The following is a 25,834-nucleotide window of genomic DNA, read 5'->3' on the forward strand; positions in this document are numbered from 1 at the left end:
TTTATTCCATCGAAATAGTGAAACGATGGACGAGCCGAACTCACCATCTAATTACAGCCGTGTAACTCGGTCATAGTCAAGCGGGGAGGATATTCTATGGAGAGTTCTCAGGAAACTCTCGGCACAACACGCCGCGAAAGACACCAATGAATCCGGCGAGTCGCAACTTCCGCGAATTGTCGGTAAATTCTCAGTAAATTATTTAAGGTGGAAAATGCCGTTCAACTCCGCTAAGGGAGCCTTTGCCGAAGGTCTGCTCGCACCGCGCCGTGCCTCGGCCACTCCATGGCTCACCTGGTACTCGACTTCCGGTGAGAGGATCGAGCTGTCGGGCAGGGTCTTTGACAATTGGGTCGCCAAGAGCGCAAACCTTCTGGGCGAAACTTTCGACCTCGACGAAGCATCGGTAGTGGTCTTGGATCTCAGTGCGCACTGGAAATCCCTGGTCCTGGCGCTTGCCTCCCTGCATCACGGAGCCACCTTGGTTTCCGCCGAACATGACCAGGCGGCCGAGGCGCAACTTTGGATCACCAGCAACCCAACGGATGAGCGCATTCCCGGCGCAGCGGAAATCCTGGCGGTCAACCCCGCAGCCATGGCGCTGTCCTTCGGCGCCGATCTAGGCCCGGTCGCCGAAGACTACAACGCCAATGTGCGCACCTACGGGGACCAGTTCTACCCATCAGCGGTATCCGGCTCACGCATCAGCCTCATCACCCCCGGCGGCCAAGAGCTGTCTAGCGCACAATTATTTGCCGCCGAGGCACCGGCCCGCGGCACCATCTTGGTGCGCGCAGATATCCCGGTTCTTGATCTATTGCCTTACGCGGTGGCGCAGTGGAAGGCCGGCGACACGATCGTATTGATCGATGAAGCCATGGAGGTGAGCGACCGGCTTCGCGAGGGCGAAAAAATCAGCCACGACTACCTAACTGGCTGATTAGCTCTTCCCAGTGGGGATAGTGCCGGTGTCCGGGGAAACGGCCTGGGCGCCGGCACCTTTGTCGTGATGGACCAAAAGCTCATGGTCGTGGGCGAACTTTTCTTCCTGATCCATCTCGGCGCCGAAGACCCAGAAACGGTAGGCGAAGAAACGGAAGATGGTGCCCAGCACCAGGCCAACCACGGAGCCGGCAATAAATACGCTGGTCGGGTCGGTCAGGTTCAACACGTACTTGGTGAACCAAACGCAGGCGGCGGCGATACCCAGGCCGATAGCGTTCATGATCAGGAACATCACCAGTTCACGAGCGACATTTGCCTGGCGGCGATGGCGGAAGGTCCAAAAGCGATTGGCCACCCACGAGAACAAGGTCGCGACGATGCCGGCGATGATCTTGGCCTTGACCTGCGAATCGCTCATCGGTCCATGCAGCAACCACACATAGATGCCGGAGTCGATGATGAACGCAATACCACCGACAACGCCGAACTTCGCCACTTCGCGCCAGAGCAGCGAAATGAGTCCAGCTAGTTTTCGTGAGATGCGCTCGAACATTTTCCTCCAGACGTATCTGCGCTCTTGCTGATCCAATTTCGAATCATCTAGACCTAAAGATCGTCAGAATCCCGGGAAGTTCAGTTCCCTCGGTTATCGGTTTAGTGTTGCCCCGAATACGCAATGGCATGAGGGCACATCTTGCTATTTTATCCGCTTTTCCTGACAATTCCCCGAATTTGGTGAGTAATCAGTCACCGCGAGGACGGGAAGCCGGAACAATTTCGATAACCTAGAGGGGTGAGCTTCCCTAAAATTGGTGTGATTGGCGGCGGGCAACTAGCCCGAATGATGGCCCCAGAGGCCCTGAACCTCGGATTTGAACTGCATGTTCTCGCCGAAGGCCCGGACGTATCGGCGGCACGTTGTGTGCCCGATGCGCCCATTGGCGACTACAAGGACCTAGCGACCCTGCGCGCCTTCGCCCAGGGTAAGGACGTGGTGACCTTCGACCACGAGCATGTCCCCAATGAGTTCCTCACCACACTCATCAATGAGGGAATCAATGTCCAGCCTCGCCCAGAGGCCCTGATCCACGCGCAAGACAAGCTGGTGATGCGTGCCGCGATTGAGAAGCTCGGACTTCCAAACCCGGCGTGGGCCAAGGTGGAGAACGTAGCCGAACTGATTGCCTTCGGTGAGCAGACCGGATGGCCGATCGTGCTCAAAACCCCGCGCGGCGGCTACGACGGCAAGGGCGTACGCATGCTGGAGAACGCTGAGCAGGCCCGAGAAGCCGAAGAATGGTTTGCCAACGGAGCCCTGCTGGCCGAGGACAAAGTGGATTTCACCCGCGAGCTTTCGGCCATGGTCGCGCGCACTCCTTCCGGCGAGACGAAAGCCTGGCCGGTAGTGCACACCATCCAGGTCGCCGGCGTCTGCGACGAGGTAATTGCACCGGCCCAAGACATCTCGGCGGAAACCGCGGCTACCGCATCAAATGCTGCCATGCGCATCGCCGAAGAGTTCGGTGTCACCGGCGTCATGGCAGCTGAGCTTTTCGAAACCCCGGGACGGGGTGCCGGTTTCGTCATCAACGAACTTGCCATGCGCCCGCACAACACCGGGCACTGGACCATGAACGGTTCGGTCACCAGCCAGTTCGAACAGCACCTTCGTGCAGTCTTGGACTTGCCGCTGGGTGAAACCCGCGAACTTGGAGTGACCGTGATGAAGAATTTCCTCGGCGGGGCCAACCAGGATCTGTTCTCCGCATTCCAGGCCGCGTTGGCTGCCGCGCCGGAAGTCAAGGTACACGCCTACGGAAAATCGGTGCGCCCCGGACGCAAGATCGGACACGTTAATGTGGTGGCCGAGGAAGGCCAACGCGTAGAAGAACTACGTGAACGCGCCGACCGGGTCGCGGGCTTAATCCGTGATGGCATCACCCCGACCGCCTAGGCTTTCAGCAAGACCCGCTCATTTTGGGCCACGATCTTCAAGGACATAGATTCTAATGACTGAAACAGCACCACTTGTCGGACTCGTCATGGGTTCGGACTCCGACTGGCCGGTTATGCGGCTGGCCGCCGAGGCGCTTACCGAATTCGGCATCCCCTTCGAGGCCGACGTCGTTTCGGCGCACCGTATGCCCACCGAAATGATCGAGTACGGCCAGCGCGCCCACACCCGTGGCCTGCGCGTGATCATCGCCGGCGCCGGTGGCGCCGCGCATCTGCCGGGCATGCTCGCCTCGGTGACGCCGCTTCCGGTGGTGGGTGTTCCGGTACCATTAGCCAAGCTCGATGGAATGGATTCCCTCTTGTCGATCGTGCAGATGCCTGCCGGCGTGCCAGTGGCTACCGTCTCCATTGGCGGTGCCCGCAATGCCGGCCTGTTAGCTGTGCGTATGCTGGCATCGGGAACCGACGAGCTTGCCAAGTCGTTACAGGTTAAGTTGCTAGCCTTCGCAGATTCGCTGCGCGATTCTGCATATGCCAAGGGCGCCGCGTTGCGTGCCGAAGTAGCAAACGAGAACTTCTCTTCCTAAGGAAAGTCACAAAGTACATGGGTTCTGCCAGCCACCGCGCTCCAAGTCCGCTCAGGAACCCGGAGACGATTTCCTCTCCGGCCCGGAGCAAACGCGCCCTGATACTGGTCGTCTTGACCATTATTTTCCCGGGTAGCGCTCAGCTGATTGCGGGTAACCGCAAGCTGGGACGCATCGCGGTCACGATCACCATGCTCTGCTGGGCCGCGCTCATTGGGCTCGCAGTCATCTACTTCATTGACCGTTCGATCATCCTGGGTTGGGTAGCGCACCCGAACTTCCAGTTGTTCTTGATCGTCGTGCTTTCGGTGCTGGCCGTCGGCTGGCTGATCATGTTCCTGAATACGCTGTTCATCATCCGGCCCCGAATGCTGGCACCCGGAATGCGCGCAATCGTCTCCATTTTCACCTTGGCTGCGGTCATCGCAACCAGCGGCATCTTCGTCTACGGTGCCTCGATCCTGAACACCGGACGCGAGACCATCGTCAAGGTCTTCGATGCGGGTCCTGCCTTTGACCCGGTGGATGGACGCTACAACATCGCGGTTTTCGGCGCCGACTCCGGCTCGAACCGAGATGGCGTGCGTACCGACTCCATCGCTCTGCTTTCGGTGGATGCCAAAACCGGCAAGTCACTGATGATCTCGGTGCCGCGTAACTTCCAGAATGCCCGCTTCGCCGAGGGTACGCCCATGGCCGAGGTCTACCCCGACGGGTACAGCTGCGGGGACGAGTGCCTGTTCAACGCGATCTACCGCGACGCGGTAGATAACCACGCGGATCGGTTCCCGGATTCGGTGAAGAACGTCGGCGCGCAGGCCGCCATGGATGCCTTGACCGGGACCACCGGGCTCGAGGTCCAAGGCTATGTCATGGTCGACATGGCAGGCTTCGAAAACTTCGTTGACGCCCTCGGTGGCGTCACCATCAATTCTGGCGGTTGGGTCCCGCACAACGGCAAGAAGTGGGAAGGCTCGCTGGTCAATACCCATTGGTTCGCCCCGGGCGAGCAAACCTTCAACGGCAAGGACGCGCTCTGGTTCGCGCGTTCGCGTGACTTCACCGATGACTACCACCGCATCAAGCGGCAGCAATGCCTGCAGCAGGCAATCATCAAGCAGTTCACCCCGCAGACCATTCTGAGCAACTTCAGCAGCATCATGCAGGCCGGAGAGCAGCTGGTCGAGACGAACATTCCCGCCAGCCAGCTCAGCTCCTTCGTGTCCGTGGCGGACAAGGTATCGGGCACTCCGTTCAGCCGCTTGACCCTGGGAGCGCCGGACTTCGAGCGTTCGTTCTCCACCTACCCTGACTTCGGCAAGATCGATGATCGCATCACTAAGATCATTGAAAAGCAGAACGCTCCGGAGAAGCCCAAGGAATCCAAGAAATCCGAGGAACCTGCCAAGTCAAAGGACACCACCGAGGCCGGCGGTTCAGCCGAACCATCCGAAAGCGCCGAGGAAGAATCCACTAGCATCAACGACGCTCCGAAGCTGTCCAACGGTGAACAAGAAGTCTTCACGCAGCGCGACGGCAGCCCGATCGACGAGCAGTACCTGGTGGAACTTGAGATGATTGGCCAAACGACTCGCCTGGCGCAGATCGCCGCAAACAACGACGAATGCTCGGTGCCTTAACCAGCATTCCAGGTTTCACCCGCGGTTAAGACCCCCCGACCGTTTTGAAACCACTATCGTTTGTGAAAGTTGAAGGGTGCAAAACGTGTTTGAGTTGAAAAATTCCATTCGGGACTATCACTGGGGTTCGAAGCAGGACATAACCGAGTTGCTCGGCCAGCCGGCACGGCTCAGCCCCCAGGCCGAGATGTGGCTCGGCGCCCATCCCGGATGCCCGAGCATGCTCGTCGACACCGGTCAGCCGCTGCACGAAGTCATTGCGGCGGATCCGGTGAATACGCTCGGCGAGCAGGTCAATGAGCGCTATGGCCGCCTGCCATTCTTATTCAAGGTGCTCTCCGCCGCTCAGCCCCTATCGATCCAGGTGCACCCGACCCTGGAGCAGGCGCGGGAACGTTTCGCCAAGGAAGATGCCGCCGGTGTCCCCCGTGATGCGGCAGAACGCAACTACAAGGACGACAACCACAAGCCCGAGATGCTCTATGCGCTCACCGATTTCGTGGCGCTCTCCGGATTTCGCGTGCCCGAGGAGATCATCGCGGATTTGCGCCTCTTCCTGCCCCGGCTATCCACCACGGAGACGGCCCTGGCCGCAGACCTGATTGCGGCTTTGCAGTCCGCCGACCCGCTGGCACGGGCGCTGAATCTCGTGCTCACCTCGGGCACCGGTATCAGCGATCTGGTGCTCACGCTCTGCGGGACCATTACCGCGGACCCGGTCCTGCAGGAAAATGTGCAGTTCGCCGAGCTGGTGCGGATCAACGAGATCTATCCTGCGGACCCCGGGGTCCTCGTCGCCTTGCTGCTGAATCTGGTGTTCTTGAAGCCCGGCGAAGCGATTAGCCTGGGTGCCGGAAACGTCCACGCCTACCTGCGCGGGCTTGGCATCGAGGTGATGGCCAACTCGGACAACGTGCTGCGCGGCGGGCTGACCAGCAAGCATATCGATGTTCCGGAACTGCTCGAGGTGACCATCGCCGAGTCCTCCGCGGCACCGCTCTTGCAGGGCACTGCGGTTTCGGAGCACTCCCAGCTCTTCCAGCCGGCCTTCGACGAATTCCAGCTCCAGGTGGTGGACACCGCGGCGCCGCAGATTCGCACCGAGCTGCAATTGCACGGCGCCGCGCTGGTGCTGTGCACGGCAGGTGAGTTCAGCCTGGAAACCTCATCCCAGACCCTCCAGGTCTCCCGTGGCGGGTCGGTGTTCATTGCCGCCCATGAGTTGCCGGTGACCGCGGTATCCGCGTCCCCGGGCGCGGCCACGCTCTTTGCCGCCAGCGCACAGGGCAAATAGCGCCAACTAGCCCATAAACGAGTCGAGCCGCAGANNTCTGCGGCTCGACTCGTTTAATGATTTTTAGCGGGTGTAGGCTTCCCACTTGTCCTGCTGGTGCTCACCATCGACGAAACGGATGGTGCCGGATTTGGCACGCGTCACGATCGACTGGGTGTGGATGCGCCCGTTCTTGTAGCGGACGCCGCGCAGCAGGTCGCCATCGGTGATGCCGGTGGCTGCGAAGTAGCAGTTATCGCTAGTAACCAGGTCGTTGGTGGTCAGCACGCGGCCCAGCTCGTGGCCCGCGTCGATGGCCTTCTGCTTCTCATCGTCATCGGTTGGCCACAAGCGGCCCTGGATCACGCCGCCCATGGCCTTGATGGCGCATGCGGTGACGATGCCCTCTGGAGTGCCGCCGATACCCATCAGCGCGTCCACGCCGGTGCCCTCGCGAGTGGCCGCGATGGCGCCGGCGACGTCGCCGTCCATCAGCAGCTTGGTGCGGGCGCCAGCGGCACGGATCTCCTCGATCAGCCCGGCATGACGTGGGCGGTCGAGCAGGGTCACGGTGATCTGGCTGATCTTCTTGCCCTTGGCCTTGGCGATCAGGTGCAGATTCTGCTTCACCGGCAAACGCAGGTCAACGAGGTCCGCGGCTTCCGGGCCGGTCACCAGCTTCTCCATGTAGAACACTGCCGAAGGGTCGAACATCGAGCCTCGGTCGGCCACGGCCAGCACGGACAGGGCGTTGTTCAGGCCCAGGGCGGTCAGGCGAGTGCCGTCGATCGGGTCTACCGCGACGTCGCATTCGGCTCCCGAGCCGTTGCCGACCTGTTCACCGTTGAAAAGCATCGGGGCTTCATCTTTTTCGCCTTCGCCGATGACTACCACGCCGTTGAAGTTCACGGAGGAGAGCAGGCCGCGCATGGCGTCCACTGCGGCGCCGTCGGCTGCGTTCTTGTCACCGAAGCCAACCCAAGGGGATGAAGCAATGGCTGCCGCTTCCGTGGCACGCACCAGCTCCAAGGCAAGGTTGCGGTCCGGCTCCGAGTCGGTTACCGACAGTCGGGGAGAAAGGTGGGCATAATTGTTGTTTTCGGTCACGAAAGATCCCATCACTGAGTCGTAGTCATTGCGCCTATGCAAACAACTCCATCATATCCCCATCGATTTTCAGCATGTAATTCATGTCGTGCGCGCCGGAGCGCAGACAACGTGTGTTTGGGCACCTCGGTTCGATTTGCACAGGAACATCGGGGAGAATGGACTCGTGCAGCCAGAGAACACTCCCCAGAATGACGCCCAGACCGGCGCGCAGCCGGTCCGCCGCGACCTGAACGACCCCAAAGCAACCTTTGAGGATCTTCCGTTCACCCCGGTACTCACCGAGAAGCAGTCGAAGCGCGCCAACCAGACATTCAAGGGCATGGTCCTGTCCATTGGCTTCACCGTCGCGGTGCTCATTCCGTTGCTGCTGCTGAACCCTGGCACCAAGGAAGAAAATTTCCAGCACGCGGTTGACCTGCAAAAGGTGGCTAGCGACGCTTCCGGCATTGCAGAATTCGAGGTATTCGCCCCGCAGGTTTCCGGCGAGGATTACGCGAATTTCGCCCGCTGGAAGAGCAACCAGGTGCAAGACATCTCTTACTGGGAGTTCGGACTGGTGATGAGCGAAACGAACTTTGTCTACGTTCGCCAGACTGCCGACGCGAATCCCACATGGATTGCGCTGGTCACCGATAATGCTGCCCCCACCGACGAACGCATAGTCGACGGCTCGAAGTGGGAGGTCCGAGTTAAGGACGAGACCACCTACATGATTTCGGAACGCGAAGCGTCCACGCTGATCGTCTCCAGCGACACCGGCGAAGAAGAAATTATGGCAATTGTGCAGGCGGCCGAGGCGCAGATCTCGTAATTTTCGCTTCACCGTGGACATCAGTGCGACCTAACTCTGGACCTCAAGCGTAGAATTTCAGTTATGGATTCTGAACACAGCCAGACACCGTTGACCCCTCAAGAAGCTTGGAAAAAGCTCACCGAAGGCAACAGTCGATTCATCCAAGGCGCCACAGAGCACCCCAATCAGGACGGTGCTCGACGTCAGTCCCTCGTGACGGGACAAGAACCTTTCGCCGTCATTTTCGGTTGCTCCGACTCCCGCCTTGCTGCGGAGATCATTTTTGATGTGGGACTGGGCGACGTCTTCGTGGTGCGCACCGCCGGCCACGTGCTGGACCCGGCAAGCCTCGGCTCGCTGGAATTCGCCGTGGACATCCTCAACATCCCGCTGATCGTGATTCTCGGACATGACAGCTGCGGTGCCGTGACCAGCGCGATCAAGGCCAAGGAATCGGGCATTATGCCCAAGGGCTTCGTGCGCGACCTGGTCGAACACATCATCCCATCGGTCTTCGCCGCCGAAAGCGCCAACATTACCGATGTCAACGGCACCGTCGTCGAGCACGTCAAGCAGACCACCGCCAGGTTGGTTGATCTGTCGAGCATCATCGAAACCGCGATCGCCGAAGGACGTACCGCAGTGGCCGGCGTTGCCTACAAGCTAGCCGAAGGCGAAGCGCAGCTGGTCTCCAATATGGGCCTGAAATAATCGAAGCGACCCGCGGATTTTCCGCGGGTCGCTGCATTTAATCCCGAGCTTATTCCCGGTTTTCGTTAACCTCACTGATGACTGTGATCTTTGAGGCAGATCCCTGTTCCGGCACTCGTTCCAGGCGTATGGTGAGCCTCATGAGCAACAGCGAAGAATTCCGAATTGAACATGACACCATGGGCGAGGTCCGAGTCCCGGCCCAGGCCCTGTACCGTGCCCAGACCCAGCGTGCCGTAGAAAACTTCCCGATCTCGGGCAAGACGCTGGAGTCTGCCCACATCAAGGCGCTCGCGCAGGTCAAGAAGGCCGCCGCACGCGCCAATGAAGCCTTGCAGGTGCTGGACTCCGAACGCGCAAACGCCATCGTAGCGGCCGCTGACCAGGTGGCCGCCGGAAAATTTGATGCCCACTTCCCGATCGACGTCTTCCAGACCGGTTCCGGCACCAGCTCGAATATGAATACCAACGAAGTCCTGGCCGAATTGGCGACACGTGCGCTGAAGGAGTCGGGAAGCGAAACGGAAGTCCACCCGAACGACCACGTCAACGCCTCGCAGTCTTCCAATGACGTCTTCCCCACTTCGGTGCACGTAGCGGCCACCAACGCGCTGCTCAACGACCTGCTCCCGGCCCTGGCAACGCTTGCCACTTCGCTGGAGGCAAAGAAGTCCGAGTTCAAGGACGTGGTGAAGTCCGGGCGCACCCACCTGATGGACGCCACCCCGGTCACCCTAGGCCAGGAATTCGGCGGATACGCGGCACAGATCCGCTACGGTATCGAACGCGTCGAGGCTGCCCTGCCGCGCGTGGCCGAGGTCCCGCTAGGCGGCACCGCGGTGGGTACCGGCATCAACACCCCGGACGGCTTCCCGCAGCGCGTCCTGGAATTCCTGCGTGAAGATACCGGCCTGCCGATCACCGAGGCGCGCAACCACTTCGAGGCCCAAGCGAACCGCGATGGCCTGGTCGAGGGTTCCGCCGCATTGCGCACCATCGCGATCTCGATCATCAAGATCGCCAACGACCTGCGTTGGATGGGTTCGGGCCCGAACACCGGCTTGGGCGAGATCGCGATTCCTGATCTGCAGCCCGGCTCCTCGATCATGCCCGGGAAGGTCAACCCGGTGATCTCCGAGGCAGCCATTCAGGTTGCAGCCCAGGTCATCGGCAATGACACCGCGATCGCTTGGGCCGGCACCAACGGCGCCTTCGAGCTCAATGTCGGCATCCCGGTGATGGCTTCGAACCTGCTTGAATCCATTCGGTTGCTGGCCAACGTCTCGACGGTGATGGCCGAGAAGATGATCGATGGGATTACCGCGAATGTGGAACGTGCGCGATTCCTCGCCGAGGCTTCCCCCTCGATCGTGACTCCGCTGAATAAGCTCATCGGCTACGAAAATGCTGCGAAGATCGCCAAGAAAGCGGTCGCCGAGGGCCTGACGGTCCGCGAAGCAACCGTTGCGCTGGGTTTTGTGGGGCGTGGCGAAGTCACCGAAGCACAGCTTGATGAGTTGCTGGATGTTTCCACGATGACGGGCAAATACTAGGAGCGAAGGCCAGCCCCTTCGTGGCGATCCAGGTCCCGACGCGGGCGGCCACCGGAGATTCCCGGTGGCCGCCCGCGTGCATTCGCCGGGGCAGTGAACTTAGAGCTTGATCCAATAACGGCGTTGCGGCTCCTGAAGCCCGAACGGTTCGGCGATCTCGGCTACCGGGCAGACACGTTCCAGCACCCCGCCGCAGGCCTCGATGGTTCGCGCCGAAGCGATATTCGAGTCGGCACAGGTAAGCAGCACCTCTTCGAGGCCACGTTGGCGAGAAATCTCGAGCATTTCGGCGAGCGCCCGCTTGGCCAGGCCGGCTCCGCGTGCACTGGGGCGCAGCCCGTAGCCGATATGCCCTCCGACCTGTTTGAGGGATTCGTTGATCAATGCGTGGCGCAGGCTGACCGCACCGAGGTATTCGCCCTCGCGTTCCAGCCAGAGAGTGCTCTGGTTGACGAAGCCTTGCGGCGGGAGGATTGAGTCGTCGCTGAGGTCCTTGAGCAGCCGTACCCAGCTGGCAAAATCCTCGGGCTTCTCCAAATCCCACCCGAACCTTTCGGCAAAGAATACCGAGGCTCCCTGCTGGTCCTCGCCGTTCCATTCCCGGTTGCTCGCGAGCCATGATTCGTGAAGATGCGTGCTCGGTTCGAGCAGCTGTAGCAAAGTCATAGGGCCGATCCTAGTGGTTTCTGGCCGTCCCCCGCCATTGCCGGCAGATGCCGTCCTGTGTTCCCGATTACTTAAGTTGCACTGCCTGCACCTTGAGTGCAAAACTGCATCTTGTGAATAAAAGTGCAACGAACGATTCCGAACCGGCTGCAGCACCTGCCGGGCTCAGCGCACGCATGCAAAAAACGCGCCTTTCGATCACCCAGCACGCACGTGAGCTCACCGCCGAATACGGCTTTGCCGGTTTCACCGTGGATCAGCTCTGCGCGGCGGTGGGCATTTCGCGCCGCACTTTTTTCAACTACTTCGCCACAAAGATCGACGCGGTCTTCGGGCACGTTGATGACGGGGTGCCGCACGGCGCAATGGATCGGTTTATGGCCGCCCGGCCGGCAGGAATCACCGGGATCTCCCCCACCCTGCAGGCGGATCTCGTCGCACTGATCATCGAACAGCTGAACCGCGACGAGCAGGCTATCCGCAGCACCCAGGGATTCTTCGCAGCCGTGCATCGCGAACCCGAATTGCTAGAACGCATGATGCAGGTGGGCCCCGAGCGGCAAGCCGAATTCATGAAGCTTATCGCCCAGCGCGAAGGTGTCGAGGCGGACCATCCGGGTCTCGCGCTGCTTGTTCATTCATTGCAGTTCGCCACGTTCAAAGCCATCGACCGTTTCCTCGAATCCGAGCGCGAACGAAGCCTGGCCGAAGAATTCCTCATAGTCATCGAGCTGGCTCGGGAATTGTATTGCCAGCCCTTAACTCGTTCCTAGCCGGACGCCAGAACCACCAGCCACCTATAAATCTCGCAAGGACCCACGCATGTCAACGACCACCGAGTCCCGGAAAATCCCGGAACCGGCGCCGCTGCTCCTGACGCAACGGCGTATCTGGATCATCTTCTCCGCGCTGATCGCCGGAATGATGCTCTCCTCCCTCGACCAGACCATTGTTTCCACCGCCATGCCAACCATCGTGGGGCAGCTCGGCGGCGTCGAGCACCAGGCCTGGATCACCACCGCCTACCTGCTGGCCACCACCATCGTGATGCCGATCTACGGCAAATTCGGTGACGTGCTCGGCCGGCGCAACCTGTTTTTGATCGCCATCGCGCTGTTCACTCTGGCCTCGGTGGGTGCCGCGTTTGCCGACACCTTCTGGATGTTCGTCTTCTTCCGCGCCATGCAGGGCCTGGGCGGCGGCGGGCTGATGATCCTTTCGCAGGCCATCATCGCGGATATCGTCCCGGCCTCCGAACGCGGCAAATACATGGGTCCGCTGGGCGCGATCTTCGGCATCTCGGCCGTCGCAGGTCCCCTGCTTGGTGGATTCTTCGTAGATCACCTGACCTGGCAGTGGGCCTTCTACATCAACATCCCAATCGGGATCGCCGCGTTCCTGATCGCCTGGTTCGCGCTGACCATCCCGAACAAGAAATCCACCAAGAAGATCGACGTCTTGGGCGTGCTGCTGCTCTCGGCCGCCACCACCTGCCTGATCTTCTTCACCGACTTCGGCGGCTCGAAGAACCATGGCTGGGCAGCCCTGGAAACCTGGGGTTGGGGCCTTGGCATGCTGGCAGCCGCCGTGCTGTTCGTGGTCGTCGAAGCCCGTGCGGAAGACCCGATCATTCCGCTCTCGCTGTTCAAGAACCGGATCTTCATCAACGCCACCGCCATCGGATTCACCCTGGGCCTGGGCATGTTCGCGGCGATTGCCTTCGTTCCGACCTTCCTGCAGATGTCCTCTGGCACCTCCGCCGCGGTCTCGGGGCTGCTCATGGTCCCGATGATGATCGGCATGATGGGTACCAGCATCTTCTCGGGTATCGCAATCACGAAGTCCGGCAGGTACAAGGGCTACCCGATCGCCGGTGCCCTGGTCACCGCGCTGGCGATGCTCGCGTTCACCTCGCTGAGCGCCAGCACCCCGTTGTGGCTGATCTGCGTGTACCTGTTCGTCTTCGGCGCGGGCCTTGGCCTGATCATGCAGGTTGTTGTGCTTGTGGTGCAGAATGCGGTGGACCCGATAATGGTCGGCACCGCCACGTCGACGAACAACTACTTCCGCGAGGTCGGTGCCTCGTTGGGCGTGGCGATCTTCGGTGCCATGTTCACCAACCGACTCTCCGAGAAGCTCACCGAGGTGTTCACCGCTTCCGGGGCAAGCGCCACGGACGCCGGCAATGCGACCGCGACTCTGGATCCGCAGACCCTGGCCAAGCTGCCGGAGCAAATGCGCGATGGGATCGTGACCGCCTATGCCGATTCGCTGGCCCCGGTGTTCTGGTACCTGATCCCGTTCATCCTCATCGCCTTCGTCTTGGCCTTGCTGCTCAAGCAGGTTCCGCTCTCGGACACCGCTGGCATGGTGGCACGTGGCGAGGCGATTGGTGGCGAGGAAGCCAAGCTACTTGAAGATGCAGAACGACAAGCAAGGTTGGTGAATCAGCCTCCGCAAGGTGAGTCGGAGCAGGATGCAGCTACCGCCCCGAAAAGCGACGAACGCCCTAGGGTGTAGCTAGCCTCGTGCTAGGCGCCGCCCCGCACCTGCGATTCCTTTCCCCAGCCTGCTGGGAGATGAGGAATCGCTCGTGCGGGGCGTTGTCGTTTTCCAAAGTCTTCTTGTTTACCAAGCGAAGGGCAGGCAAACGACTTATGCGCTTCCGGGGAATCGCAAACTACACCTTGCTCTAGGCGGCGAAATACCCTCCGGGGCGCGGATTCAGCGCCCAGTCGATGGCCCGCTCGTGCAGCGGCGGCAGCCGCGGGCGGTCATCGAGTTCGAAGTAGCCGACTTCCACGTTTTCATCATCATTTATTTCCGCAGTGCCGCCCAGATGCCTCGCCCGGAAGACCACATCAAGATACTGGGCGTGGTCCCCGTTCGGATAGGTCGCCGGCGCGGTGACACCGATGCCCAGCAGGTGGGTCAGCTCGCAGTCGATGCCGGTCTCTTCGTGGACCTCGCGCACCGCGGTGTGCGAGGCTTCTTCGCCGGGATCGATAATTCCTGCCGGCAGGGTCCACAGCCCGTTATCTGCCCGGCGAACCAGCAAGACCTTAGTTCCGTCCAGCACGACGACCTTCACCCCGCTGAGCCAGAGCATGTCATGGCCGATATGGGTACGCAGTTCGGTGATGAATTCCGGAGTTGCCATGGGCCTATCGTGTCATAAGCAGGGCCAGGGCCGCACCGAGGATCATGAACGGGCCGAAGGCCACCGCCGACTTGGCAGTGAGCTTCCGCGCGATAATTCCCGCCAGCACCACCAGGCTGGCGAGCACAAAGGCAAATACGCTGCCCACGAATAACGCGGGCAGCGAGAAGTAGCCGAGGTTCAAGCCGAGCACCGCGGCCAACTTCACGTCGCCCATGCCCATTGACCCGCGCGAGACCAGCGCGAGCACCAAGTAGGCCCCGCCCAGAATGACGGCGCCGAGCAGCGCCCAGAGCAAAGGCATGTAGGCTGCCCGCACCGCGCTGAGCCCCAGCAAGAGCAGCGCACTGGCCGCGGCCCAACGCAGCAGCCAGCGGTTCGGCAACCGGTGGCTTTTCACATCGGCCACCGCCAGCGACACCCCGAAGCCCAGAAAGCAGGCGCAGAACAGCATGAGCAGCAACGCCGCACCCACCGATTCCTGCCAGATACCGATCATGGTTAGAGCATAAGCGGGCGGGGACTTGGACTCTAGTGGTGCTTGTGGGGTTGTGAATAACTTGAGCGCTTCTACACTTGAATTATGACCCAGCCAGCAGCACCGCAGTTGTTCCCCGAACATCCGGCACCCGATTCCGCGGCGCGCCGGCGTTTCCGTGCACTGGCCCGCTCGGCGCCATGGCTGAGCACCTCGCTGCGGCTGGAACTCGATGTCCCGCCGGCCTTCGCCCAGCACTCGCTATCGGGCACGCTGGGCATGATCCTGCGCGGCCGTGAGGCTATCGCCATCAGCGACGAATCCGATACCTTGCGCTATCAGCGCGAGTTGTTCACCGCGGACCGGGGGCGCGACTACGTGGCTGCGACCGAGTCCTCCTGGAAGCTGCCGGCCTCGCTCACCTATCCGGTCTACACAAATGACCACCTGATCGCCCGGCGGCCGGACATCGACGGCTACCAGGACCTCTTGCCCTTGGATTTCTTGGCGAGCATGCTCGATCCCTTTGAGCTGGCGGGTACCGAGCCGGCATCTTTGGACCTCGCCTTTGAACATCCCACGTACATCCACGAGCTGGCTCCCACGCGCAGCGAGCACGGTCGCGCGCAGCTCTCCGCGGTGCTCACCGCAGGCCACAGCTACCAGCCCAGTAGCGACTCATTTACCTTGGTCCCAGCCGGAACTGCTGCGCTGCTTGTCTTGGATTTGGATACCGGAATCTGCGTCGAGCGCCGGCTGCTGGATGGGAGCGAACCGCCGCTGCGCATCGCGGTGCTGGCGAAGAACGAGTACTACATCGACTCGCTGTTCACCGTAGCCACACCCACCATGACTGATGTGCGCGCACACATCCCGTGGACGGTGCGCGCACAGCGCTAGACCAGCGGCCCCTCGAGCATCTCGGTGACCAGCGCCGCGATCGCCGAGCGCTCCGAACGCATCAGCGTCACGTGCCCGAAGAGCGCATGCCCCTTGAGCTGCTCAACCACCGCGGCGACACCGTCATGGCGTCCCACGTGGAGGTTGTCGCGCTGGGCCACGTCGTGGGTGAGCACCACCTTCGAGTTCTGTCCGATACGCGAGAGCACCGTAAGCAGCACGTTGCGCTCCAAGGACTGCGCCTCGTCCACGATCACAAAGGAGTCATGCAGCGAACGCCCGCGGATGTGGGTCAGCGGCAAGACTTCGAGCATCCCCCGCTCGAGAACCTCGTCGATCACGTTCTTGGACACGATGGAGCCCAGGGTATCGAAGACCGCCTGAGCCCACGGTCCCATCTTCTCTCCCTCGGAGCCCGGCAGATAGCCAAGTTCCTGGCCGCCCACCGCATAGAGCGGTCGAAACACGGTGATCTTGCGGTGTTCCCGGCGTTCGAGCACCGCTTCCATCCCCGCGCACAAGGCCAGCGCGGACTTGCCGGTGCCTGCGCTGCCGCCCATCGATACGATTCCGACATTCGGATCCATCAATAAATCCAGTGCGATGCGTTGTTCGGCGCTGCGCCCATGCAGCCCGAAGGCCTGCTGGTCCCCGCGCACCAGCTTGACCGTGTCGGCCGAGACCTTGCGGGCCAGCGCACTGCCGCGCGGCGAGGTAATCACGTAGCCGGTGTTCACCGGAGAATCTTTCCCCTCGGGAAGATCGGTGAGCCGCTCGGTGTCGTAGAGCCTTGCCATCTTCGATTCATCGAGTTCCAGTGATTCCACCCCGCTCCATTCCGAGGAAGCGATCAGCTCGTTGCGGTACACCTCGGCGTGGATACCGATGGCCGAAGCCTTGATGCGCATCGGCAGGTCCTTGGTCACCAAGGCCACGTCCTGGCCTTGGTCGAGCAGGTGCTTGGCTACCGCCAGGATGCGGGTGTCGTTGTCTCCCGAGCGCATCCCCAAGGGAAGCACCTCGGAGGCGATGTTATTCAGCTCGATGCGCAAGGTACCTCCGGCATCGGAAACCGGAACCGCATCCGCCAAGCCGCCATGGCTGGCGATCAGCTCGTCGAGCAGGCGCAACGCTTGGCGGGCGAAGAAGCCCAGGTCAGGATCCTTGCGCTTGTGTTCCAGCTCGGTAATGACTGTCAACGGGATCACCACATGGTGTTCCTCGAAGTGGAACATCGCTTTCGGGTCCGACAGCAACACCGAGGTGTCGATGACGTAAGTTCGGACAACCGAGTCGGTAGTTCGGGTCATAGCAGCGCACCCATTCTCGAATCCGGCGTGGGGGAATCTCCCCACGCTTCAGTGGGAAGTTCCGCCACCGGATGCCGAGGGTGACCCACGAATTGCTCCGGGGAAACGCCGCATCTGGTCATCTAGTGAGGAACCTTTCGGTCAGCCGGGACTGTGTCATCCCGCCATATTCTCACCATAGACCGCAAAGGGCTCCAGTAGGTTAAGCGCAAGTATCATTTTTTTGAACGCTAGATACTTGGCATTTCACTGGGCTACTAAGCGCCGAACCGGCGCTGGCGGTCTGCGAAGTCGCGTAGCGCGCGGAGGAAATCGACGCGCCTGAAGTCCGGCCACAACGCTTCGCAGAAATAAAACTCGGAGTAGGCACTCTGCCAGGTCAAGAATCCGCTGAGCCGTTGTTCACCGCTGGTGCGTATCACCAGGTCGGGATCCGGCTGCCCCTTGGTGTACAGGTATGACTCCAGCTCATCGATGCATAGCGACTCGCTTACCGATTCCAGCGAACGTCCGTGCTCCGCTGCATCGTGCAGCAATGACTTGATCGCGTCGATAATTTCCCGCCGGCCGCCATAGCCGATAGCGACATTCACGTGCACCCCGGTGCGGTGTGCCGTGATCGTTTCCAGGGCCGATAGCTTCGTGGCAAGTTCTTCGGGCAACAGATCCAGCGCACCGACTTGCTGCACCTTGACCTGGTTGGTCTCCCCCAGCCGATCCAGGGTGTTGCCGATGACCTTGAGCAGGTCGCGCAGTTCGCTGGGTTCGCGGTTCAGATTGTCGGTGGAGAGCATGTAGAGGGTGACGACCTTGATTCCCAGGTCCTCGCACCATTCAAGGAATTCAAGGATCTTGTCTGCTCCGGCCTGATGGCCGGCAAGGGTCGGGCTTCCGGCAAGCTTTGCCCACCGGCGATTACCGTCAACCATCACCCCAATGTGGTGCGGAAGCTTGTCACTGGGCAACGACTTCGCTAGGCGCCGTTCGTAGAAACGGTACACCAGAGAGGGAAATCGCACCTGGTTCCTCGCTTTCGCACACAATCAAAGAATTCTTCTAACTAAATCTATCGTGTTTCGCCGCGTGCCCGGTGCATCCAACCGGGCCGGCTCAAGGGTTATTGACCACGCAGCATCCGCAAGAATGCGTCTACTCCGGTCACCGGAAGGTTGCACAATTGGAGCCTGCAGGGCTGGATTTGCAGGCTCTGCACGTCCTTGGACGCTTCGCCGGCGCTCCTGGCTTCGATCCCCAGTCCCCTGCAAAGCGCCCGTAATCTCACGCGTTCCGCGTTGCTGCCTCCGGTGAAATTCACATAATGCACCGTCGCGTCGAGCACCGCTTGCACCTCTAGCGCGGTTGCCACCTGGGTGGGCGCTTCGCCGGCGAGCGCCGAAGCGTGCGCACTGAGCTTGCCTGCCTGCTCAAGCCGGTCGGCGCCCAGCGCATCGAAGCTCCCGTCCGCCATGCTCTGCAGCGCCTGGCGCGCCATGGCCTTGGCGTAGAGCGCCCCGGCGGCGGGGATGGCATCATCGAGTACCGTGACCGGTGCGATATTTGCGCGCTGCTTGCTCAGCCGTGCATCTAGGCTGACGGTATCTCGTGGGATCCCGGTTTCGGGATCGAGGAAGCTCGCAGCACGCTCAAGCAGCACCCCGGCGCGCTCTTGCCATGTGGCACGCTTAGGGCTTTGGCCCAGCGCCAGAAACCCCAGGGCGAGGGCAGCATAGTCCTGCAAGGTCCCCTCGTTGCCGGCCGCCGGCTGACCGGCGAAGCTGACTCGGGCAAGGGTCCTAGTCTGCGCGTCCCAGTGAACCTCCCAGAGCGTGGTCGCCACCTGCTCGGCAAGTTCTCCGAGCCACGGGTCGGCGAGCAGTTCGCCCGCCTCCGCGAGGGCCTCGATCGCCAGCCCGTTCCATCCGGCAATGATTTTCTCATCTCGCCCCGGACGTTCGCGAGCGGCCCGCAGGATGCGCAGCTGCTCCTTGAAGGCCTCCCAGATCTCGACCTGGTCGTTTGCCGGCGCCTCGGTCAACGACAGGTGGAAGTAGCCGGGATCTTCGGCCACCGCCGCGAGCCGCACCAGACCCGCAGGCAGCTCCACTCCCGCCCGGCGCAGCGCCTCGGCGCATTCTTCCCGGGTGAAGGTGTAGGCCGCACCCTCGACACTTTTTCCGGCACGCATTGAATCCGCATCCAACGAGGCGGCCAACGCACGATGCGCTTCGCCTTCCGCTCCGGTCAGCAGCTCGGCGGACAAGAATTGCGCCGTATCCAGCGCCGCCTGCCGGGACAGCTGCGCAAGCTGCGCTGCACGTACCGACTCCGCGGTGTCCTGTGCCGCCAACTCTTCGGCAAAGACCGCGGTGCGCGCACACAGGGAGAGCAAACCCGCATTGTCGTAGAGCATTTTTTCAAAGTGCGGGACCGCCCAGTGCTCATCCACGCAGTAGCGGGCGAACCCGCCGGCCAGATGATCGCGCAGACCGCCAAGCAGCATTGCCTCGATGGTAGTCGCCAGCGCATTGAACCCTTCAGCGCTGCGCTCGGGGTTCAGCATCACCGTGCGCCACAGGGTTTTTAGCGCCCAGCTCGGTGGGAACTTGGGCGCCGGGGTGAATCCACCTTCGGGTTTGGTCGCGGTAATCCAATGCGTGCTCGCGACCGCAAGCGCCTCGGCTACCGGAGAGGTGCTCGGCAGGGTCAATAATGTCCCTTGCCGGGAGCCAAGTTCGGCCAGATGGTTGGCGAGCATATCGGCCTGTTCTTCCAGCCCTTCGCGGCGTTCCTCCCAGGCCTGATGCACCGCGTCGAGCAGCTGGGTGAAGGATGGAATCTTCCCCCGGGGTTCGCGGGGGTAGTAGGTGCCGGCGTGGAAGGCCCTCCCGTCGGGCAGGGTGAAGATCGTCATGGGCCAGCCGCCGGAACCCGTCAAGGCTTGAGTGGCCATCATATAGGTGTCATCCACCAACGGGTGTTCCTCGCGGTCCACCTTGATCGAGACAAATCGGTCATTCAATTTTCCAGCGATCCCAGGGTCATCAAAGGATTCGTGGCTCATCACGTGGCACCAGTGGCAGGCCGCATAGCCGATGGAGAGCATTACCGGAACATCCCGCAGCCGGGCCTGCTCAAAAGCCTCATCACCGTAGGGCCACCAGTCAACGAGCTGGTGCGAGTGCTGACGCAGGTAGGCAGAGGAGCTTGTGGCGATTCGTTGTCCCATAGCGCCATTCTGCCCCATGAGGATTAGAGCTCACCTGCAAACGTGGCCAAAGGCAAAATCGGTTTGCTAGGCCACACTGCGTTCCCGCATGGCCCGCCTGATCAGAAACGGAAAGCCTCGTGCCGGGCGCACCAAAAATTTGGCGAACACGGCACGAGGCCTTGATCCAACTGCCGTGAAGCTTAGCTGTCTTCGGAAGTTTTCGGATCTACCGGATCGGTAGATTCTTGGCGTGGCTGGTTCTCGCCCTTAAGCATCAGCTCATTCTGCTTAGCCTCGGCTTCCGAGGCGTAGCGCACGCGGCGTACGCGGCGCACCATGTCGCGAATGAGGAAGATTACTGCCAGTGCCAGAAACGCGGTGAACACGAACCCGAGGAAACCCGGGCCATAACTGTTCTCGTCCAAGTTTTCGTTCTGCACTTTGGTGCTCGCAACCAGCATGGTCGCGTAGATCGCATTCACGGTGTGGGGACAACTCTTTTCTGGGACTGGTTGGTACTTAGCTCTATCTTAGTCCGGCAAACAGATCTGTTTCGGGCAACTCGGTGGCAACCTTCGAGGAGATCAGCGTGTAGTCCTCCCACGGCCATGACTCGGCATAGATGTGCTCGGGGACCGCGAAGAAGAAACCTTCCGGGTCAATCTGGGTTCGGTGCGCTAGCAAGGCCTGATCGCGCAGCGTGAAGTAGTCTGCGCAGTGCACCTGGGTGGTGGTCGTATGTGGCGAAACCCACTTGAACATTTCGTTCTCTTCGTCGTTTTCCCACATGGCAACACGTTCGGTGTACGGAGATTCGTAGCCAGCTTCCAGCATTGCGTAGTGCAAGGTGCGGAAGCGGTCAGAGGAGAACGCACGGTCGAAGTAGAGCTTGTCCACTTCCCAAGGTTCACCGAGCTCGGGGTACATCTCCGGGTTTCCGGCTTGTTCGAAAGCGAAGGTGGCGACCTTGTGGCTTTGGATGTGGTCCGGGTGCGGGTATCCGCCATTCTCGTCGTAGGTGGTAATCACGTGCGGACGGAATTCGCGGATCAGCTTGATGACACCAGCTGCCGCGATTTCCACCGGCTGCAGTGCGAACGCGCCGAAAGGCAGTTCCGGCAACGGCTCTCCCTCGGGCAGGCCCGAGTCGACGTATCCTAGCCAGCGGTGTTTAACCCCGAGTACCGCGGCGGCTTCAGCCATCTCCGTGCGGCGCACGCCGGGCAGGTCACGATGCGCGTGGGCCAGTTCCCCGACCGCAGCGTTGAGAATGTCACCGCGTTCACCGCCGGTGCAGCTGACGACCATGACCTCGGCGCCGGCTTCAACATAGGCGGCCATGGTGGCAGCCCCCTTTGAAGACTCGTCGTCCGGGTGGGCATGAATTGCCATGAGACGCAGCCCCTGGGACGGCGCTAACTTCTTCACGTCGTGAATCTCCACGTAAAATCTTCCTTCTGCACTGTGAACAGGCCGGTATGCCGTCATGGCATACCATCAATGACAACTCTCACGTAGACCCGAGTTATTCCCTGAACCCCCTGCCGGTAGACTAAGAGATACCTCATAGATAGCGGCAGAGAGTGGTACAGGGTAAGCGATGTCTGATCCAAGCTTAACGGCTCGATACAACAACCCCAAGAAACGCCCGCTGTCCAAGCGCACCCGCTTCCTGCTCATCGGTGGCGCGCTGACCGTCGGCGTCGCCGGTGCGGCGTATATCGGATTCGCAAACTTCAGTGCCATAACCGCGCAGGACATCGAATTTTCGGTTGCCTCGCCAGCTCAGGCAACCGCGGTGATCGAGGTCGAATACAACTCCAAGCACCGTGTGCAGTGCGATGTGAGAGCGCTGAACGAGTCCAAGGCTACCGTTGGCTTTACCAGCATCGCGCTTGAATCCGCCGATCCAGGTCAGCTGACTACCCAGCGCATCACGGTGCCGCTGCGTACCGATAACCTGGCCGTCACCGCTGGGGTAGAGGCTTGCTACAAGGTCCCGAACGATTTCTCCGAGTAACAATTAGCTCGTTCTTCTTCCCTCAGAGCTGAATCTATTGGGATTATTTCCCAAACACGACTATTATCGTTGGAAAGTACGTTTAACCCCGCATCGGTTTGTGCGCCTAGTTGAAAAGCAACTGGGACAGGAGCCTAGCGGGGTCTTTGCTTGCATCCGCCGAAATTCGACAGATCGCCAATTCGTACCGAATCTGACTTCTTCAACGCCACCGCATGGTGGCGTTCGGCTTTGCCGTCCACCTCGGACGGTTAACAGAAGAAGTCCCTGACAGACCAAAGGAAGTACAACGTGAGCACCAACAGCAACGAACCTGTCGTGTGGCTGACTCAGGAGGCCTTCGACCGCCTTCAGAACGAACTGACCTTCCTCTCCGGCCCAGGCCGCACCGAAATCGTTGCCCGCATCGAGCAGGCACGTTCGGAGGGTGACCTCAAGGAGAACGGCGGCTACCACGCTGCTCGTGAGGAGCAAGGCAAGGCCGAGGCCCGCATCCTTTATCTCAAGGACCTTCTGCGCCGCGCCCACGTGGGCGAAGCGCCCGCAGATGACGGAGTGGTCGAACCAGGCATGCTGGTGGGTGCCACCATCGCTGGTGATGAGACCACTTTCCTGTTCGGTTCCCGTGAGGTTGCCGGCGACAGCGACCTTGAGGTGTACTCGGAGCAGTCCCCAATCGGCAAGGCAGTGCATGGCAAGAAGGTTGGCGACAAGCTGACCTACACCGCGCCCAACGGCCGCGATATCGCCGTGGAGATCATCTCCGCCACGCCATACGAGGGCTAGTCCCCTACGCATCAAAAGCAGCTGGCCTGACACNNGTGTCAGGCCAGCTGCTTTTCATCTGTAATTTCGAAATCAGGCTACCGAGCCGCCAGCGCTATTCGTGATGTGCGGGTCAAAGCCCTCGGCACGCAGATTATCCAGCACATGCTCGGAATGCTTATGGCCCTTGGTTTCCAAATCGATGGTGATCGCTACATCGCCCATGGACAGCGAACCGCCGATGCGCGTGTGGTCCAGACGAGTCACATTTGCATCCGATTCGGCGATGACCCGCGAGATGGTCGCCAACGCACCTGGACGGTCCGGCAGCATGATGCGCACGGTCAGGAAACGACCGGCTGCGTTTAGACCACGCTGGATCACCTTGAGCATCAGCAACGGATCGATATTTCCGCCCGAGAGGATCACCACGGTAGTCGCCGGGTCAATTCCATGGGCTTTCAATCGGTCCTCCAGCAGGGCCGCGACGCCTACGGCACCAGCCGGCTCCACCACCAGCTTATTGCGCTCCAGCAGCACTACCAGCGCCTGCGCCAGCGCATCTTCGGAGACCGTCACCACGTCATCAACGAGTTCCTTGATGATGGCAAACGGCAACTGCCCCGGCTTGCCCACCGCGATGCCATCAGCGATGGTGTGCACCGTGTCCAAGGGCACCAGTGCATCCGCGGCCAGCGACGGAGGGTACGCGGCGGCATTTTCTGCCTGCACGCCGATCACCTTGATGTCGCGGCCCAGCTGACGAGCTTTCTCCTTCAATGCAATGGCCACGCCTGCCAGCAGGCCGCCGCCGCCCACGCCCATCAGCACGGTCTCCACTTCCGGAAGCTGCTCCAGGATTTCCAGGCCAATAGTTCCTTGGCCGGCAATGATGTCGGGGTGGTCGAAGGGGTGCACAAACACCGCACCGGTTTCATCGGCAAAACGTTGCGCCTCGGCCAGCGCCTGATCGACGGTGTCCCCATGCAGCACCACTTGCGCGCCGTGGTCTTGGGTGGCCGCAAGCTTCGGCAGCGCCACCCCGCGCGGCATGTAGATGCGTGCTTTAATTCCTAGATGCGCCGCCGCTTGGGCCACACCCTGCGCATGGTTGCCTGCCGAAGCGGCCACCACTCCGCGGGCTTTCTCTTCGGCGCTGAGCTTTGACATGCGCACGTAGGCGCCACGGACCTTGAAGGAACCCGCGCGTTGCAGGTTCTCGCACTTCAAGAACACCTCGGCGCCTGCATGCAAGGAAAGTACCCGAGAGTGTTCGATCGGGGTGCGGGCGATCACCGGTTCGAGCACCTGTGCTGCGTGCTCGATATCCGCCAAGGTGACAGGTAGTTCTGGCTTGCTGCTCATCTATTCCTCATTTGCGAAGTTCTCGGTGCGCCGGCTCACCGGCGGTTGTTCGGGGGAAGTTTCGGTGGGCTGCTCTGGAGGGGCGTGAGGATCCTCGCCAACCCCATATTGTTCGCGGACGAACGGGTCATCGTCCCATCCGCGCCGAGCTAGGTATTTCACCACCGAATTCAATACGGCCATGATCGGTACGGCGAACAGCGCTCCGGGGATGCCAGCCACCATGGCTCCGCCGGCGACTGCGAGCACCACTGCCAGCGGATGCAGGCTCACCGCCTTGCCCATGATCAGCGGTTGCAGGATGTTCGATTCGGCCTGCTGAACCAGCAACACCACGCCAAGCATGATCAGCGCGTTGATCCAACCGTTGGCGACCAGCGCCAGGAGCACCGCCAATGCGCCGGTAACCAGCGCGCCGATGATCGGGATGAAGGAGCCAACGAAGACGATCACGCCCAGTGGCATCGCTAACGGAACGCCCAGGAAGAACGCGCCAAAGCCAATGCCCACCGCGTCAATGAAAGCCACCAGCAGCTGCACGCGCACGTAGCGCACCAGAGAGAACCAGCCGCGGCTCATCGCGCCGTCCATGGCGGGACGGGCGCGAAGAGGCAGCAGGTTGATCAGGAACAGGCCGATCTTCCGTCCATCGAGGAGCAGGAAGATCAGCGTGAACAGGGCCAGCAGGACTCCGGTGACGATCTGGCCGAGCGCCGAACCCCAGCTGATCGCTTCGCTCAAGATATTCGTGGCGTTCGAGCGTAGCTGGCCTAACGCGTCATCGATGACGTTTTGCAGGTCGTCATTGGTTAGCTGCAGGGGGCCATTAAAAAGCCAATCCTGGACCTGTTCCAGCCCTGCGATCGACTGGTTCCACAGTGCTGCGAACCCGGCGGAAAGGCGCTGGCCGGCCATCGATAATCCGCTCACCACCAACGCGAGGAAGCCAAGCACGGTGAATCCCACGGCCAATCCGCGCGGCACCGCCAACTTACGATTCAGCACGTTGACGATAGGGGAAAGCAGACCGCTGATCAGTGCGGCGATCATCACCGGGATCAGCAGCAAAGACAGCTGCGATAGGAGCCAGACAATCACGCCTACGGCGGCGGCCACTACGAGGAAACGCCAGGACCACCAGGCCGCTAGCCGCACCCCATAGGGCATGTCATCCGCATCATGGAAATCCACGTTCGCTGAGCGTGGAGTCGGTCCCGGGCTGGTTTTAGCTGGTAGCACCACCCGGAACCGGCGCAGTCGCGACAGCCGGTTACTCTTCATTTCTCTAAGTTACCGTGAGTTCCGCGCCGCACCGGGATCCATGTCGGTATTGTGACACAAAAAACAGAACCAGTGCCCGTATTGGGCACTGGTTCTCAAAATCTATTCCAATA

At 61.0% G+C, this 25,834-nt stretch carries 25 protein-coding genes; 13 read left to right on the forward strand and 12 right to left on the reverse strand.

Annotated features, from left to right (window positions below; translation table 11 throughout):
* The first annotated feature begins 214 nt into the window (after window positions 1–214).
* Complete coding sequence (locus CIK76_RS14595; RefSeq protein ID WP_096287685.1) at window positions 215–940, forward strand: TIGR03089 family protein; 726 nt, start codon at window positions 215–217, stop codon at window positions 938–940.
* Here the strand turns inward: CIK76_RS14595 and CIK76_RS14600 are convergent, their stop codons facing one another.
* Window positions 941–1,498 carry a GtrA family protein gene (locus tag CIK76_RS14600; protein ID WP_096287687.1) on the reverse strand — a complete coding sequence of 186 codons (558 nt, stop codon included), beginning with the start codon at window positions 1,496–1,498 and terminating at the stop codon, window positions 941–943.
* Window positions 1,499–1,738: 240 nt separating this feature from the next.
* Here CIK76_RS14600 and CIK76_RS14605 point away from each other — a divergent pair, with 240 nt between their 5' ends.
* The 4 genes from CIK76_RS14605 to manA all read left to right on the forward strand — a co-directional run bounded on the left by CIK76_RS14605 (window position 1,739) and on the right by manA (window position 6,422).
* Entirely contained in the window at window positions 1,739–2,899 is a 1,161-nt protein-coding gene (locus tag CIK76_RS14605; RefSeq protein ID WP_096287689.1) for a 5-(carboxyamino)imidazole ribonucleotide synthase, read from the forward strand.
* A gap of 55 nt (window positions 2,900–2,954) precedes the next feature.
* On the forward strand, window positions 2,955–3,488 hold the full coding sequence (gene purE, locus CIK76_RS14610) for a 5-(carboxyamino)imidazole ribonucleotide mutase (protein WP_096287691.1): 534 nt from the start codon (window positions 2,955–2,957) through the stop codon (window positions 3,486–3,488).
* Between the two features lie 17 nt (window positions 3,489–3,505).
* Window positions 3,506–5,128: an LCP family protein gene (locus CIK76_RS14615; RefSeq protein ID WP_096287693.1), complete on the forward strand. Its 1,623-nt coding sequence runs from the start codon at window positions 3,506–3,508 to the stop codon at window positions 5,126–5,128.
* 85 nt (window positions 5,129–5,213) lie between these two features.
* Window positions 5,214–6,422: a mannose-6-phosphate isomerase, class I gene (gene manA, locus CIK76_RS14620; RefSeq protein WP_176484235.1), complete on the forward strand. Its 1,209-nt coding sequence runs from the start codon at window positions 5,214–5,216 to the stop codon at window positions 6,420–6,422.
* Between the two features lie 63 nt (window positions 6,423–6,485).
* Here the strand turns inward: manA and glpX are convergent, their stop codons facing one another.
* Complete coding sequence (gene glpX / locus CIK76_RS14625; RefSeq protein ID WP_096287697.1) at window positions 6,486–7,520, reverse strand: class II fructose-bisphosphatase; 1,035 nt, start codon at window positions 7,518–7,520, stop codon at window positions 6,486–6,488.
* Window positions 7,521–7,674: 154 nt separating this feature from the next.
* Here glpX and CIK76_RS14630 point away from each other — a divergent pair, with 154 nt between their 5' ends.
* The 3 genes from CIK76_RS14630 (at window position 7,675) to CIK76_RS14640 (ending at window position 10,568) form a co-directional block, all read left to right on the forward strand.
* Window positions 7,675–8,322, forward strand: coding sequence for a DUF4245 domain-containing protein (locus CIK76_RS14630; RefSeq protein WP_096287699.1), 648 nt, complete (start codon window positions 7,675–7,677; stop codon window positions 8,320–8,322).
* Window positions 8,323–8,385: 63 nt separating this feature from the next.
* Window positions 8,386–9,015, forward strand: coding sequence for a carbonic anhydrase (locus tag CIK76_RS14635; protein ID WP_096287701.1), 630 nt, complete (start codon window positions 8,386–8,388; stop codon window positions 9,013–9,015).
* 140 nt (window positions 9,016–9,155) lie between these two features.
* Window positions 9,156–10,568, forward strand: a complete 1,413-nt coding sequence (locus CIK76_RS14640) for a class II fumarate hydratase (protein ID WP_096287703.1) — start codon at window positions 9,156–9,158, stop codon at window positions 10,566–10,568.
* Window positions 10,569–10,667: 99 nt separating this feature from the next.
* Here CIK76_RS14640 and CIK76_RS14645 read toward each other — a convergent pair whose 3' ends face one another.
* Complete coding sequence (locus CIK76_RS14645) at window positions 10,668–11,234, reverse strand: GNAT family N-acetyltransferase (protein WP_096287705.1); 567 nt, start codon at window positions 11,232–11,234, stop codon at window positions 10,668–10,670.
* 113 nt (window positions 11,235–11,347) lie between these two features.
* Here CIK76_RS14645 and CIK76_RS14650 point away from each other — a divergent pair, with 113 nt between their 5' ends.
* Together CIK76_RS14650 and CIK76_RS14655 are read left to right on the forward strand one after the other, a co-directional pair.
* On the forward strand, window positions 11,348–12,007 hold the full coding sequence (locus tag CIK76_RS14650) for a TetR/AcrR family transcriptional regulator (protein ID WP_255248489.1): 660 nt from the start codon (window positions 11,348–11,350) through the stop codon (window positions 12,005–12,007).
* A gap of 49 nt (window positions 12,008–12,056) precedes the next feature.
* Window positions 12,057–13,754, forward strand: a complete 1,698-nt coding sequence (locus tag CIK76_RS14655; RefSeq protein ID WP_096287709.1) for an MDR family MFS transporter — start codon at window positions 12,057–12,059, stop codon at window positions 13,752–13,754.
* Window positions 13,755–13,926: 172 nt separating this feature from the next.
* Here the strand turns inward: CIK76_RS14655 and CIK76_RS14660 are convergent, their stop codons facing one another.
* Window positions 13,927–14,394: an NUDIX domain-containing protein gene (locus tag CIK76_RS14660; RefSeq protein ID WP_096287711.1), complete on the reverse strand. Its 468-nt coding sequence runs from the start codon at window positions 14,392–14,394 to the stop codon at window positions 13,927–13,929.
* 4 nt (window positions 14,395–14,398) lie between these two features.
* Entirely contained in the window at window positions 14,399–14,893 is a 495-nt protein-coding gene (locus CIK76_RS14665) for a prepilin peptidase (protein WP_176484236.1), read from the reverse strand.
* Window positions 14,894–14,977: 84 nt separating this feature from the next.
* On the opposite strand from CIK76_RS14665, the gene CIK76_RS14670 reads away from it, so the two are divergent.
* Window positions 14,978–15,772 carry a hypothetical protein gene (locus CIK76_RS14670; RefSeq protein WP_096287715.1) on the forward strand — a complete coding sequence of 265 codons (795 nt, stop codon included), beginning with the start codon at window positions 14,978–14,980 and terminating at the stop codon, window positions 15,770–15,772.
* On the opposite strand, the gene CIK76_RS14675 is transcribed toward CIK76_RS14670, so the two are convergent.
* From CIK76_RS14675 to mca, 5 genes are all read right to left on the reverse strand, one after another.
* Entirely contained in the window at window positions 15,769–17,082 is a 1,314-nt protein-coding gene (locus CIK76_RS14675; RefSeq protein WP_096287717.1) for a PhoH family protein, read from the reverse strand. The two genes, CIK76_RS14670 and CIK76_RS14675, sit on opposite strands and share 4 nt — an antisense overlap.
* 257 nt (window positions 17,083–17,339) lie before the next feature.
* A complete protein-coding gene (locus CIK76_RS14680; RefSeq protein WP_096287719.1) occupies window positions 17,340–18,101 on the reverse strand; it encodes an isoprenyl transferase in 762 nt (253 codons plus the stop codon).
* Window positions 18,102–18,199: 98 nt separating this feature from the next.
* Window positions 18,200–20,308: a DUF255 domain-containing protein gene (locus tag CIK76_RS14685; RefSeq protein ID WP_176484237.1), complete on the reverse strand. Its 2,109-nt coding sequence runs from the start codon at window positions 20,306–20,308 to the stop codon at window positions 18,200–18,202.
* Between the two features lie 182 nt (window positions 20,309–20,490).
* Entirely contained in the window at window positions 20,491–20,772 is a 282-nt protein-coding gene (locus CIK76_RS14690) for a hypothetical protein (protein WP_096287723.1), read from the reverse strand.
* 43 nt (window positions 20,773–20,815) lie between these two features.
* Complete coding sequence (mca, locus tag CIK76_RS14695) at window positions 20,816–21,682, reverse strand: mycothiol conjugate amidase Mca (protein WP_096287807.1); 867 nt, start codon at window positions 21,680–21,682, stop codon at window positions 20,816–20,818.
* A gap of 208 nt (window positions 21,683–21,890) precedes the next feature.
* Here mca and CIK76_RS14700 point away from each other — a divergent pair, with 208 nt between their 5' ends.
* Both CIK76_RS14700 and greA read left to right on the forward strand, forming a co-directional pair.
* On the forward strand, window positions 21,891–22,310 hold the full coding sequence (locus CIK76_RS14700; protein WP_096287725.1) for a DUF4307 domain-containing protein: 420 nt from the start codon (window positions 21,891–21,893) through the stop codon (window positions 22,308–22,310).
* 291 nt (window positions 22,311–22,601) lie between these two features.
* Window positions 22,602–23,096, forward strand: a complete 495-nt coding sequence (greA, locus tag CIK76_RS14705) for a transcription elongation factor GreA (protein WP_096287727.1) — start codon at window positions 22,602–22,604, stop codon at window positions 23,094–23,096.
* Between the two features lie 72 nt (window positions 23,097–23,168).
* On the opposite strand, the gene ilvA is transcribed toward greA, so the two are convergent.
* Together ilvA and CIK76_RS14715 are read right to left on the reverse strand one after the other, a co-directional pair.
* Window positions 23,169–24,440 carry a threonine ammonia-lyase gene (gene ilvA / locus CIK76_RS14710; protein ID WP_096287729.1) on the reverse strand — a complete coding sequence of 424 codons (1,272 nt, stop codon included), beginning with the start codon at window positions 24,438–24,440 and terminating at the stop codon, window positions 23,169–23,171.
* On the reverse strand, window positions 24,441–25,721 hold the full coding sequence (locus CIK76_RS14715; protein WP_096287731.1) for an AI-2E family transporter: 1,281 nt from the start codon (window positions 25,719–25,721) through the stop codon (window positions 24,441–24,443).
* Between the last annotated feature and the right edge of the window lie 113 nt (window positions 25,722–25,834).

Origin of the sequence: Glutamicibacter sp. BW80 (assembly GCF_002332385.1) — a bacterium.
Classification (GTDB): domain Bacteria; phylum Actinomycetota; class Actinomycetes; order Actinomycetales; family Micrococcaceae; genus Glutamicibacter.